The 12086-nt window shown below is 41.8% G+C and carries 15 protein-coding genes; 8 read left to right on the top strand and 7 right to left on the bottom strand.

Annotation, left to right across the window (positions count from 1 at the left end; genetic code table 11):
* Positions 1–189: 189 nt before the first annotated feature.
* The gene (locus U9M98_00705; GenBank protein MEA2020238.1) at positions 190–1296 is read right to left on the bottom strand and encodes a PEGA domain-containing protein; all 1107 of its coding nucleotides are present in this window, start codon (positions 1294–1296) and stop codon (positions 190–192) included.
* A 936-nt stretch (positions 1297–2232) separates the two neighbouring features.
* On the opposite strand from U9M98_00705, the gene U9M98_00700 reads away from it, so the two are divergent.
* Positions 2233–2697: a DNA polymerase ligase N-terminal domain-containing protein gene (locus U9M98_00700; GenBank protein MEA2020237.1), complete on the top strand. Its 465-nt coding sequence runs from the start codon at positions 2233–2235 to the stop codon at positions 2695–2697.
* Between the two features lie 174 nt (positions 2698–2871).
* Here the strand turns inward: U9M98_00700 and groL are convergent, their stop codons facing one another.
* Both groL and groES read right to left on the bottom strand, forming a co-directional pair.
* Positions 2872–4527 (bottom strand): chaperonin GroEL, encoded by a 1656-nt coding sequence (gene groL, locus U9M98_00695; protein MEA2020236.1) that lies wholly within the window; start codon positions 4525–4527, stop codon positions 2872–2874.
* Between the two features lie 135 nt (positions 4528–4662).
* The gene (gene groES / locus U9M98_00690) at positions 4663–4953 is read right to left on the bottom strand and encodes a co-chaperone GroES (GenBank protein ID MEA2020235.1); all 291 of its coding nucleotides are present in this window, start codon (positions 4951–4953) and stop codon (positions 4663–4665) included.
* Between the two features lie 268 nt (positions 4954–5221).
* Between groES and U9M98_00685 the strand changes: the two genes are divergently transcribed.
* A complete protein-coding gene (locus U9M98_00685) occupies positions 5222–5653 on the top strand; it encodes a ribonuclease HI family protein (GenBank protein ID MEA2020234.1) in 432 nt (143 codons plus the stop codon).
* Here the strand turns inward: U9M98_00685 and U9M98_00680 are convergent.
* From U9M98_00680 to U9M98_00665, 4 genes are all read right to left on the bottom strand, one after another.
* The gene (locus tag U9M98_00680) at positions 5650–6276 is read right to left on the bottom strand and encodes a Wzz/FepE/Etk N-terminal domain-containing protein (GenBank protein ID MEA2020233.1); all 627 of its coding nucleotides are present in this window, start codon (positions 6274–6276) and stop codon (positions 5650–5652) included. The two genes, U9M98_00685 and U9M98_00680, sit on opposite strands and share 4 nt — an antisense overlap.
* A gap of 147 nt (positions 6277–6423) precedes the next feature.
* A complete protein-coding gene (locus U9M98_00675) occupies positions 6424–6726 on the bottom strand; it encodes a GIY-YIG nuclease family protein (GenBank protein MEA2020232.1) in 303 nt (100 codons plus the stop codon).
* A gap of 84 nt (positions 6727–6810) precedes the next feature.
* Entirely contained in the window at positions 6811–7536 is a 726-nt protein-coding gene (locus U9M98_00670; GenBank protein MEA2020231.1) for a G5 domain-containing protein, read from the bottom strand.
* 6 nt (positions 7537–7542) lie between these two features.
* The gene (locus tag U9M98_00665; protein MEA2020230.1) at positions 7543–9342 is read right to left on the bottom strand and encodes a SpoIID/LytB domain-containing protein; all 1800 of its coding nucleotides are present in this window, start codon (positions 9340–9342) and stop codon (positions 7543–7545) included.
* A 464-nt stretch (positions 9343–9806) separates the two neighbouring features.
* On the opposite strand from U9M98_00665, the gene U9M98_00660 reads away from it, so the two are divergent.
* From U9M98_00660 to U9M98_00635, 6 genes are read left to right on the top strand one after another with little or no spacing between them, the layout of a single operon-like run.
* Entirely contained in the window at positions 9807–10307 is a 501-nt protein-coding gene (locus U9M98_00660) for a pilin (protein MEA2020229.1), read from the top strand.
* Between the two features lie 4 nt (positions 10308–10311).
* On the top strand, positions 10312–10629 hold the full coding sequence (locus tag U9M98_00655) for a hypothetical protein (protein MEA2020228.1): 318 nt from the start codon (positions 10312–10314) through the stop codon (positions 10627–10629).
* A 3-nt stretch (positions 10630–10632) separates the two neighbouring features.
* Positions 10633–10968: a pilin gene (locus tag U9M98_00650; GenBank protein MEA2020227.1), complete on the top strand. Its 336-nt coding sequence runs from the start codon at positions 10633–10635 to the stop codon at positions 10966–10968.
* Positions 10969–10979: 11 nt separating this feature from the next.
* Entirely contained in the window at positions 10980–11318 is a 339-nt protein-coding gene (locus tag U9M98_00645; GenBank protein ID MEA2020226.1) for a pilin, read from the top strand.
* A 14-nt stretch (positions 11319–11332) separates the two neighbouring features.
* On the top strand, positions 11333–11683 hold the full coding sequence (locus U9M98_00640; GenBank protein MEA2020225.1) for a hypothetical protein: 351 nt from the start codon (positions 11333–11335) through the stop codon (positions 11681–11683).
* Positions 11684–11712: 29 nt separating this feature from the next.
* Entirely contained in the window at positions 11713–12045 is a 333-nt protein-coding gene (locus U9M98_00635) for a hypothetical protein (GenBank protein MEA2020224.1), read from the top strand.
* Positions 12046–12086: the final 41 nt, after the last annotated feature.

The following is a 12086-nucleotide window of genomic DNA, read 5'->3' as shown; positions in this document are numbered from 1 at the left end:
CAAACTTATACAGAAGTAAACAAAGTCATTATCCAGCAACGAGCTTCATTTGCATCCTACTTTATTCTAAACCCAAAAAGTCTTGTGGCAAAGCAGCTTTGATCTCATTACCTCTTTGGGTATATGTCCCCACTTTCCACAAATCTCAGTTCCAATAAAATAATAGCGCAGAAAGTTGTTTTCCAAAACCTATTCTACTATTTCCTCCACATAATCTCCCGATACCCACCCCTCGCGACCGTCATCTAAAAGGATGCGATGCCAACCACCTTGGGTACCAAGCATAGGATATATATCACCAGGGCTAACCTTAGTTATTTCATTGTAAGAAGTACCAGAACCTGAACGCACTCGCAAGAATCCAACTCCAGTAGGAAGAACCCTAACCTTAGGACTACTTTGGGCAGGGAAAGACTTTTCTAAAAATGAAACTAGACCTTCCCGGGCAGCTTGCGGTACATCCTCATCACTATCCCCAAGATAAGCTAATACTAGCCTTCCCTCACCACCCTCTTTCTCTTCCACTTCTTCACCTCTTTCATTATAAACTACACCTGACTGATCAAGAAAGTAAGTTGGAGTCTCCTCCAAAGAATTATCCCCCCACCGGTCTTGCAAAGCCGATATCCAGCTCTTTGTGGAAGCAAAAAAGCTGGGGTCAGGAACCGAATAATCCAAGAGTGTTACTAAATCACCCTTGCCTTCCCAACCCCACTCTGTGGGATCAATCTGCTCCGCCTCATAAGGAATTATACTTGGTCTAAGCTTAAACCAGGCATTCAATTTGTAACCAGGCTGCACATGCACCTTTAAATTGGATAATTCATAACCATCCTTTACAACTTCCAAATCATAAGGGCCTGGCTGAACAGGTGAAAAAAGCGGTGTGGTACCCATGTTTTTTCCTCCCATTTTAATCTCAGCTCCACCTGGCTCAGAAATTACAGAAATCTTGGCTTCGTCACTTTTTTCAAGCCAAAATATTTCCTCCTTAGTAAATTGCCCTAAATCCAAATTAACAGCAGTAAGAGTAGAAGGAGTAAAATTCAACCGCGCTGACCAACTTGCAACTCGAACTGTAGATTCCCCGGGGCGCAGGGTATCTGAATAAAAAGGGGTTTTACCGCGCAGTTCACCATCTACCCATACATCTTGAGAAGAACCATCCAAATTAATACTCAAAGCTGCATTGGGCTCCACTCTTCTTCCTGTAAAATAACGCCACCCAACAAACCCGAGCGTGATAATAACTGTAGGTCCCAGTCCAAGCAAAATCTTTTTTATACGGTCATCCATAACAGGTTCAGATTAGCATAGAAGCCCTAGATTGACAATTTGGAAAAAAGATGAAATCCATTCATTGTTCAATTGCCCTATTGTTAAAAGAAAGCCTCGAAAAGAACATTAAAGAACCCAGAATGTTAAACTAAATAAACCTCTAAAAAGTCAAAACAACAAGAATAAGATATAAAATACAGACATAATATTTATATCTTATAGGTTGCTATTTGGCTTGTTTTTCGGTATAGTATACACATCGTAAAAAAGCAAGAGAGTTTGCCTCGAAGCCCTCTATTTTAAGCCTTTCTACAGGTTCTTTAATAAAAACTTTGCCGCCCAGCGCTTTGCTAGCAAGCCCATTGCTATCAGACCGCTGGGGATGCGAGGTACATTTCACGGGACCCTTTCGGGGACCCGAAACTAATAACTGGCCGAGGCCTTTAAAGGAGGGACAAAATGGCTAAGTTCTACGCATGGAGCAACAACGGTGTCATCGCCGTTATCTCCGAAACGGTTTTCGAGCTAATTCAAGACCGCCGCGAAAAAGAAGGGCACACGGAGGCTGTTGGGCGAGGCCGTCCTCAACTTCCGTATCCGCGCCCTATCTTCACCTTCGCGGATCTCAGAATGATGCCTTTCAAGAATGAGTGGGTGACAGGCAGCACAAATCTCATGAATATCCTCTTAGAGGGCCACCAAGTCGAGCACTGCAGCTTCTACGTACCCTTTTCGAATGGGTACGAGTATGGTGGAAACTCGCCGAAACGGAACGCGCATTCCGCACAACGCTCACCGAGGCCATGGCAACTTTTGGCCTCGGCCGCGTAGAGTAGCATAACAAGACTCGGATCCCAGCACCCAAGGCATTGTGTGCCGCAACTTGGACCCCACCGGGGGACCTTAAAAATGTTGCGCATGCAGTGCTTTTTCGTTTTCTGCTAGAATGTATTTGTGAGCTTAGAAAAATACAAAGAAAAAAGAAAATTTGAAAAGACAAGTGAACCTGAGGGGAAAGGAGGAAAGGAAAGCAAACATCGCTTCGTAGTACAAAAGCACGACGCCTCTAATCTTCATTATGATTTTCGGTTAGAGTTAACCGAAAATGTTTCTAGCGGAGACGTGGTCCTCAAAAGTTGGGCCGTACCCAAAGGTGTGCCGGAAAAGAAAGGGATCAAAAGGCTTGCCATTGAAACCGAAGACCACCCCATTGATTACCTTAGCTTCGAGGGCAAAATACCCAAAGGAGAATACGGTGCGGGAACAGTTGAACTCTGGGATGGCGGAAAATTTGAACTACATAACCGGGAAAAAAATCTTTATGATTTCAAATTAAAGGGAGAAAAATTAAAAGGAAACTATATCCTTGTCCATCCGCAAAGTTTCAAAAAAACCCACTGGCTAATTTTTAGAAAATAACCACAATCACCCCAGCACCAGAACCTTCGGTTCGGTGTGGGGTTGATAGTTCCTAAGCTCACTAAAGTTCGCTAAGGTTCTATCAAAAAAATAAAACTCGCCTTCCAGCGAGCGTACATCAACAATATTCATCTTGCTTTTTTTATCAGCGTTAATCCGTAGGCGTCCCCACCATTACATGCCGGGCATACCACCGCCCATTCCGCCCATACCTCCCATTCGTCCACTGCCCCCAGCAGCATTATTACCTTCGCTATCTTCGGGTTCCTCGCAAACCAAGGCTTCGGTAGTCAGAACCATGGTTGCCACCGATGCGGCATTTTGTAAAGCAGACCGAGCAACTTTAGCAGGATCGATTATACCTTTCTCAAACATGTGACCAAACTCCATAGCAACTACATCATAACCAAAATCATCCTCTTCCTTTTCCACCTCCCGCAAAATCCAACCAGAGTCTTCTCCCGCATTTTCAACAATTTTCCGCAACGGTGCCTCTAAAGCATTGTAAACAATTTTTGCACCCAAATTTTCTTCGCCGCCCGTTTTTGCCGCCTCCTCCAAAACTTCGCGCGCGCGAATCAAAGCCACACCACCACCAGGCACAATACCTTCTTCCAGAGCCGCCCGAGTAGCATTAACCGCGTCCTCAACTCGGTATTTTCTCTCCTTAAGCTGTGTCTCAGTTGCAGCACCAACACGGATAACAGCCACACCGCCAGCCAAGCGGGCAACGCGCTCTTCCAATTTTTCTCGGTCATAATCGGAAGTTGCTTGCTCAATTTGCTTCTTAAGCTGAGCAACTTGGGCTTCAATATCTTCTTTGGAACCTTTCCCACCAACAATAGTTGTTTCTTCTTTAGTGGAAACTACTCGTTCTGCCCGTCCTAGGTCTTCAACAGTTACTGATTCTAAATCTCTCCCCGTCTCTTCAGAAATAAAGGTACCGCCAGTCAAGGTTGCAATATCAGAAAGATTTGCTTTTTTCCTATCGCCAAAGCCGGGTGCCTCAACTGCCAAAACATTAAAGGTACCACGCAATTTGTTAACCACTAAGGTAGCTAAAGCCTCACCCTCAAACCCATCCGCAATTATGACAACATTTTTAGTTTGTTTAACAAGGTTTTCTAAAGCAGGCAAAAATTCGTTAAGGGAGGATATTTCTTTATCAGTAATAAGAATCCGAGGCTCCTCAATAACTGCCTCCATTCTTTCGGAATCAGTAATAAAATAGGGGGAAGCATATCCTTTATCAAATTGCATTCCCTCTGTATAATCAACTTCTATTTCCAACCCACGACCTTCTTCTACTGTAACCACACCATTGTCGCCAACTCTTTCCAATGCATCTGCAATCTTTTCCCCAATCTCCTCATCACCAGCAGAAATTGTTGCTACCTGGGCCTTTTCTTCCTTTGTAGAAACACTTTTAGCTGTGTTTTGAAGTTCTTCCACAACTTTACTAGCCACCTGCTCAATACTACGACGAAGAACCATAGGATTTGCACCAGCAGTAATATTTTTCAAACCCTCTTCCGTTATTGCCTTAGTAAGAAGAACGGCAGTAGTAGTACCGTCGCCAGCTACATCATTGGTTTTAGATGCAGCCTCGCGCGTTAAACGCGCTCCCATATCCTCCAAAGGATCGGAGAGCTCAATGTCTTCCGCAACGGTAACACCGTCATGGGTAACATTGGGAGATCCCCAGCTTTTAGCTAACGCCACATTTCGCCCCTTGGGTCCTAGTGTTGTAACAACAGCTTTCGCCAGTTTATCAACACCAGCTTTTAAGTTGTTTCGCGCCTCCTCGGCGTAAACGATTCGTTTAGACATCTTTTTAAAACAATACTTAACTAGACTTAACTAGACTTAACTAGACTTAACTAGACTTAACTATTCTTTACCATTTTTTTCACTCGTTAAGTGTGGAAAAGTATCGTAAAAAAGTCGTAAAGTGTTGTAAATAAATTAGCCTTTAACTACTGCCAGTACATCCTCTTCCCTCACAATTAACATATCCTTACCATTAACCCTCACATCATTACCGCCCCACTTCTTGTAAATCACCCGATCACCTTTCTTAACATCCATTTCAATTCTTTTCCCCTCCTCATTTTTCCTACCGGGACCTACAGCCACAACCTCGCCTTCCTGTGGCTTTTCCTTTGCTGTATCAGGAATAACAATTCCTGCTGGAGTTTGTTCCTCCTCTTCTATTGGCTCAATTAAGATATAATCTTGTAGGGGTTTAACTTGCATCTGTTTTTTTTAATCCAAAACACAAAGAAAAGGTTTTTCCGAAATTTCCCTTGGCAGGAAATATTCTTTCAAACCCGAACTAAAGAATATAGTATAAAAAACACCACCTCTTGTCAAGAACTTCGGCTGAGTGATAGAATCCATAAAGCATAAGAACATAAAAAGCGGATCTTACTTTTCTCCTTATTTAGAAATTAACAATTAGGAATTAGAAATTCCGCACAAACCTTATAAGGAAAGACTAGGATTTTATTTACTCAAAACTATTATGAAAGAACTTCATTTGTACACTGACGGTGGTTCTCGGGGAAATCCCGGTCCAGCTGCTGTTGGTATTGTATTAAAAACGGCGGAAGGAGAAATTCTGAAAGAAAAAGGTAAAAGTATTGGAAAAGCTACCAACAACGAAGCTGAATATCAGGCACTAATTGAGGGTCTCAAATTAGCACAAAAATACAATCCCCAAAAACTTATCTGCTTCCTGGACAGCAACCTGGTTGTCAACCAACTAAACGGTAACTGGAAAGTAAAAAAGGCACATCTAAGAAAACTGGTATTTAAGGTAAGAGAAGAAATGGCACAGTTGTTAGGTACTAGAGTAACTTTTCAACACATCTCCCGCGAAAAAAATACAGAAGCAGACGAGCTTCTAAATACAGCCCTAGACAACAAAAAAACAGAAGAAGAAGGCGGGGGTTAATTCTCAAGATATCTGCGAAAAGTAACAACAAAAAAGGCTACCAAAAAACCAAAAAGGGCTGCAACCATAGTATTAAGAACAATATTTGGATTGCGAACTTCTACTAGGAGGTCCTGGCTAAGAACATCAACTGATAAACCATCATCTCCACCTCGCGTATTAAGTTTATCAACCTTTTCAACCACCCTGCTTGAAAGAACATTTGCCAAGTCTTTCGGAATCCACGAGACCCCTCCCTTCCAACGCTTATGCACCTCCACTTTTACAAGCTGCGGTGCTGTTTTACGCACATTTATTTTTTTCCCTACACTCCGGAGAAATTTCTGATCAGTAGGTAGTCCTAAATCTAGAAGGGAATCCTTCAACAAACTTCTACTTTGAAGCAAACCCACTACCGTATCTGCATACCGCTCCGCTGCTTGCTGAGCATAGTAACCATCGTAATTATAAAACTCCTCGCTAGCGGGTTGGGCAGTTCTCTTCACATATAGAGTTATTTGAGCTGATTGCACAGGGGGAATCTGTAAAGAACCCACCAGAGCAACAACAGCACAAACAATTGCTGTAAGCAGCAAAAACAGCCGGTGTTTATTTAAAATATCTAGTAGTTCTTTAAGTTCCATTGAAACCATTCAAACATATAAGTAACTATCACACAAGAAATCCTGAGTCCTTCTATCATTTCGACCAATCCCGACTTGTCGGGAGAGCGGAGTTGCCTCTTCGGCAACCTACCGAGGAGGCAGGAAATCTAGGCCTCTGGGCCGCGCTCAACTTTCCTCGTCTTCCCATGGTTTTAATTTCTCCCAATCAGAATTCTTCCCTTCGATTAAATCTTCTTTCTTTTTCCGACTCCAACTCTTAATCTGTTTTTCTCTCCTAATAGCACTTTCCACATCTTCAAAAACTCCATAATAAACTAACTTCCAAAGATTATATTTCTTTGTAAACCCATCCACGAGTTTATGTTTGTGCTGATAAACTCTACCCCGTAAACCGCTTGTTACACCAATATACAAAGTCGTGTTTGAATAATTAGTCAAAATATAAACAAAATATTTCTTGTTTTTCACTGCGTAAAAGATGCGGCCCCGATTTTGTCGGGACCTAGATTCCTCGACTCCTCGCAGACTCGTCGCTCGAAATGACAAAGCATATCACTCCGGCGCATTCGTGAGCAAATAAACGTCAACGTGGCGGGCGCTCCAAAAACCCTTACTCACATCTTCAAACCCTAGATCAACATCATTGCCATCAACTGCCCCACCAATATCCTCTGCCCGGCAAATACCATAACCGGGAACATAGAAATTAGTTCCCAAAGGAATAACCTCAGGGTCAACAGCACAAACCCCATGTTTTACTTCTGTACCTGAATATGTTAAGCCGCGGCACCCTTCACAATTTCCATCGTAAGAAGTTGCCCAACAATTTTCCAATTTTGCCCAGTACTTGTAACCCTTACCTGGAACTTCTTTCCATTCAATCTTTGTTCCGCGAGAAATAACTTCAGGAACAGGCTCTTGAACCTCCCTTTCCAAAAGTTTTCGCGAAACCTCCTCCCCATACCAATAACTAATTTCGTAAGTAAGAACTTCCTCCCCTGGCTTACCCTCTTGCACTATCTCCTCTTCGCCCCAGGGCAGGTCGCTATCCTCTTTATACTCTGTTTCAAAAGGTATTTGTTCGGTAACCACTTTAACTTTTTTCTCAAACTGGGAAACGGTTTCGGGATCAAGTGCAAGTCCCAAAAAGGTGTCCCGCTTTGCCGGAAAGTTACTACCAAGAACTCTAGCAGGAGGAGCCACTGCATCAACAAGCTGAGGTTGAAACAATACAAGAAAAAAGGAAATTGCTGTTACAAACAAAGGCTGCCAGCGCATAATTGTTTAGTCTCTTCTTTCAATATCGTAAAGCGAACTCCACAAAGCTAAATATCCAGGAGAACGGATAACAAATATTTTTCTAAAATCACGCCCAGAAAGAGTCAGGCCCTCATCATAATTCTCACTAACCAAAAGGACTTGCGATGTATAACCTTCCGAAGAATTTGAGACTGTAATTTGCTCAATTTCCCCAACTGGATCAAGGTCACGATCCTCAAGTTCATCTTTTACTTTATCTTTACTCCAACCAGGATCAACGTCAAAAGCTACGGGATCTTCCTGATACAAATTCTCTTCTAAATCATGGTCCTCACTATAAAGTAGCGTAGCATTCAAAAGATCTTGCATTTCTTTCTCACTTAGCCAAGGATCGCCATCCTTGCTTTCACTATACCAAGCTTTGTAAAACCAAGGTGAGTTCCCGTATTCAGGACCGTCGTAAAAATTACCACCGCTATCGGCATCTTTTATCCTCTTTATATAATCAGGTGTACTATTCCACTTAACATCAAAATCTGTAGGCAACCTTGTGTATCCTCCTGCTGTAGAAGCATACCAAGCTTTAATTGCGTCTCCGTCGTGTGTAATTGCTACACCCTTAGTCTCCTTCACTGCCTGGTGCCAACGAGAAGCAGCTGAAGAATCCACTTTAGATTCCAGCCAAACCTGACATGATTGGGTAGTACAAATAGAACCAGCACCATCTCCTGTATATGCTAAAGCGTAGGTTCTTGCAGCTACAGCCTGAGCTTTCAAGGCTTCCATTTCCCAACTAGAAGGCATCTCCGCAATACCTTTTAAATACTCATCTTCAAAATCCAGCTCCTTGGAACCAAAAGACCCTGTCACAGTAATTTTATCTGGACAGTCATAGTTCTCATCAATTTTGATATCTTTATAGTAGGCTTTCAAAATCTCCTTATAATTTTGCCCAGCCATTGCCCGTCCTCTCGCTCCGTACTGATTCATACCTACCCGGTGCGGATATCCCCTGGAATATACCACATAAGCGGGAGTATCCGATGGGTCTGGCAACGACTTTCGAATAGGAGCCACATCCCCAACCGAAGTATTTTCTGCAGTTGCTTCCAACTTAGCTCTCACCAACTTACTTATCTTCTCCGAAAGTTCAGAAAGTTCAGAAGATATTGCATCCCGCCTTTGCATAGTTTGAGCTGCCTGCACTTCTGCCTCCTCCTTTTGCTCAGCTAATTGATCTTTTAACACAGCAATTCGCGCTACTTCCCTATCCAAAGACTTTTTGGATTCTGCTAACTGTTCTTTCTGCTCTTCAACCTCAGAAATATCGTTGTTTAAATTAATAATCTTATCTTTCAAATCACTCACAGAAAGGGAACGGTAAAAGACATTTTTTGAGAGGTTAGAAAAACCGTCATTGCTCAAAAACATCTGCCAAAAAGGGGTTCTCTTCTTTTTGTAAAGTTGGCGCACCAATTGATCTCGAAAATGCTCCTTTTCGGAAAGATCACTACGAAGCGTAGAAAGTTCTTTACTCAAGTCCTCAATTCTTGCTCCTAATTGCTTAGCTTTAAAAGCAACTTGGTTCAGCTGAACTTGGGTCACAGTAATATTATCTTCCAACTCACCTATTTCACTGTGTAACTCTTCCAACCTCTCCTCTAAGTCCTGCATTTCTCCCTGCTTTTTCTCTCTTTCTTCACGTAAATCCTCTAACTGCTCGTCTATATCCTCCGCCCAAATAGTCGTGGGCACTGGAGTTACATTGACACCAACCAACATTGCTGCTAGGATAATTGCGAAGATTGGTAGGATTTTACGCATTTTGGACAGGTCCACCGCAAAACAATTATAGCAAATTAAAAGGACCGTTTTCAGAGGGCCTACCTAAAAACTTGAAAAGTCTTAAATCAATGAGTATTTCAAAAAAAACTAATAAAATTCTTTCCTCTCTGCTCTTATGTGGTACTTTCTTCCTAATAAGAGGTATTGCACCTCAATCCGTTTTTGCTCAGGGTTGGGTTTCCTGCATGTGGAGTCCGGGCGATGTGTGTACATCCGCTACAGATCATTGCCAAAGGGAATACCAACCACCTTCCGATTGGATAACACAATGCCGAACGTATTCAACACCGGACGCCTGTAACTCTGCTCGTATATATTGTGTATATGATCCGCAAGAAGCTTGCGGAGGACATAACCAACCTTGTTGTGGAACTATACCCCCCCTTTTTTGTGACTCTCCGCTTAAACCATCCAACCCACAGGATTTAATTAATTGTGTGTGTGTGAGTCCAACAGAGGAGGAAAAGGATGCTGGGTATTGTCCTGGAATATGCAAGGGGGAAGGCGTACAACCTGATAATGAAAACCTAAAGAGGTGGGTTGAAGGAGATGCAGGTTGTAGCAAAACAGAACCACGGTGTTGGGTTTATATCTGGGAGTCACCCACTTCAAAAGAACACCCAGCTGTCAGCACAGGTTTGGGAACCATCCCCACTGATCCAGAAGGTCTAACAGTCTGGTTCCTACATTATGCGCGCCTGATTGCTGGAGGCATTGCCTTTGCTCTACTCCTCTATGGAGGTATTCTCTTTATCACAGCCCAAGGAGATGAGGAAAAAGTTGAAAATGCAAGGAAAACCATAACATCTGCTCTTACTGGACTACTGGTTATTATCTTTGCTACTCTTATTTTAAGAGTTATTGGTTATGATATACTAAAATTACCCGGGTGGGGAGGAAATGGGAGTCTAACATTACCCAGCACCGAGGAAATAAATAATTAGATCAATGATAATACAACAACTATATGCCTATGAAATAGAAAACCCCACAGGCTTCAACACTATTGGAGACGTTATTGGCACTGTTCTTCTCAACGTGTTTATAATTGCAGGACTTCTTCTATTCTTCTATCTTATTTTCGGGGGGTTTAAGTATTTAACAGCGGGGGGAAATGAGGACGCAGTGGAGCAGGCTCAGAAAGTAATAACTACAGCAATAATTGGATTTGTAATTATTTTTATGTCGTATTGGATAATGTGGATAATACAAACAATTTTTGGTGTAAATGTTGGAATAATAGGAGGTCAAGGACCAATTATTTAAAGTATGCCAATAAACTCTTTTTTTGGACAAATCGGAAATCCCTATAAAGGCTTATATGGAGGTATTACCCAAAGCCCTGAAGGTATGCGCTACTTCATAAATAACTTAATAAATGCTGTAATGATAATAGCAGGGCTTCTTCTTTTCTTTTATCTTATTTTTGGCGGTTTTCAATACCTTACAGCAGGAGGAAACGAGGACGCAATTGAAAGTGCGACTAAAACAATTCGAAATGCTGTAATAGGTCTTTTAATAGTGGTAGGAGCTTGGTTCATTACAAAAATAGTAGAAACTCTTACCGGTGTTCCAATACTAAGCCCTGAATTCACAGGGCCATAAAACTCAAGTAGATGAATGTTCTCGCATTAGCTGCAAAACTAGAAATAGGCGATATAAAAAATCCTACTGAATACGGGGATGATACTACAGCGCTAGGAAATCTAATAACAAACGCTGCGTCTTCTATTGTTATGATTGCGGGTGTGCTTTTGTTTGGAATGTTAATCTTTGGAGGGTTTCTTTGGCTAACTGCACAAGGAGATGAAGATCAAGTTGAAAAAGCGCAAAAAGTTCTCAGTAGTGCTGTAATTGGGTTAGTTATTGTGGTTGCAGCCTTTTTCATTACCCAAATCCTAGGAACTGTACTTGGATTTGGAAGTATTTTTGAACTAGAGTTTCCAACACCCTAAAAAGATAACTTTATATGTCTTTGTTTGTTTCTTTTGGAACAGTTGAACATCCCTTACCATCACTTAGAACAACAGATCCAGGTGCGGGTATAGGAACCTTACTTAACAATGTTATTTCTCTTACAACTTACGCAGCAGGAATTGCATTTTTAGGCTATTTAATATACGGAGGAATCATGTGGATAACAGCTGCTGGAAACGAAGACCGAGTAGACCGTGCACAGAAAGCTATCAGCAACGCTCTAATTGGCTTAGTAGTTGTTGTTGCAGCTATTATCGTAACCCAAATTGTTGGAGCTATGCTAGGATTCGACAATATTCTTACACCAGTATTTGAGGGTCCTAGTGGAACAGGGACTAGCTAATATTTAAAATATAAGCAAAATTTTTTAAGATGGTTTTTTTACCACAAATCACATTCGAAATAGTAAATGAAGCAATAGGCTATGATCCAAGCGGTGGCGGTTTGAACTTATTAATCTCAAACTTAATTGGGGCTGCTACTATGTTTGCTGGAATTGCTATGCTTGGTTACCTTATTTATGGCGCTATTACTTGGGCTACGGCTGGCGGAAACGAGGAAAAAATCGAAACTGCACAAAAAGCAATTAGTAACGCTTTAATTGGAATGTTAATAGTAGTGTTAGCTACAACTATTGCAGCTATTGTTGGCAGTGTTATTGGTACACCTATTCTTTCCCCTCCTTGGGAAACTTTAAGACCATAATAAGAAAGAGATTAGAGATTAGAGATTAGAGATTAGAGATT

Source organism: Patescibacteria group bacterium (assembly GCA_034659915.1).
Lineage (GTDB): Bacteria > Patescibacteriota > WWE3 > JAUXAW01 > JAYEID01 > JAYEID01.
This window is presented reverse-complemented; position numbering and strand designations above follow the sequence as displayed.

What these genes read in the sequence shown, in the direction of transcription:
- U9M98_00680 (MEA2020233.1), bottom strand. Translation starts at nt 6,276, where the DNA reads ATGGAACTTAAAGAACTACTAGATATTTTAAATAAACACCGGCTGTTT.
- U9M98_00645 (MEA2020226.1), top strand. Translation starts at nt 10,980, where the DNA reads ATGAATGTTCTCGCATTAGCTGCAAAACTAGAAATAGGCGATATAAAA.
- U9M98_00640 (MEA2020225.1), top strand. Translation starts at nt 11,333, where the DNA reads ATGTCTTTGTTTGTTTCTTTTGGAACAGTTGAACATCCCTTACCATCA.
- U9M98_00655 (MEA2020228.1), top strand. Translation starts at nt 10,312, where the DNA reads ATGATAATACAACAACTATATGCCTATGAAATAGAAAACCCCACAGGC.
- U9M98_00665 (MEA2020230.1), bottom strand. Translation starts at nt 9,342, where the DNA reads ATGCGTAAAATCCTACCAATCTTCGCAATTATCCTAGCAGCAATGTTG.
- U9M98_00685 (MEA2020234.1), top strand. Translation starts at nt 5,222, where the DNA reads ATGAAAGAACTTCATTTGTACACTGACGGTGGTTCTCGGGGAAATCCC.
- groES (MEA2020235.1), bottom strand. Translation starts at nt 4,953, where the DNA reads ATGCAAGTTAAACCCCTACAAGATTATATCTTAATTGAGCCAATAGAA.
- U9M98_00670 (MEA2020231.1), bottom strand. Translation starts at nt 7,536, where the DNA reads ATGCGCTGGCAGCCTTTGTTTGTAACAGCAATTTCCTTTTTTCTTGTA.
- U9M98_00635 (MEA2020224.1), top strand. Translation starts at nt 11,713, where the DNA reads ATGGTTTTTTTACCACAAATCACATTCGAAATAGTAAATGAAGCAATA.
- groL (MEA2020236.1), bottom strand. Translation starts at nt 4,527, where the DNA reads ATGTCTAAACGAATCGTTTACGCCGAGGAGGCGCGAAACAACTTAAAA.
- U9M98_00705 (MEA2020238.1), bottom strand. Translation starts at nt 1,296, where the DNA reads ATGGATGACCGTATAAAAAAGATTTTGCTTGGACTGGGACCTACAGTT.
- U9M98_00650 (MEA2020227.1), top strand. Translation starts at nt 10,633, where the DNA reads ATGCCAATAAACTCTTTTTTTGGACAAATCGGAAATCCCTATAAAGGC.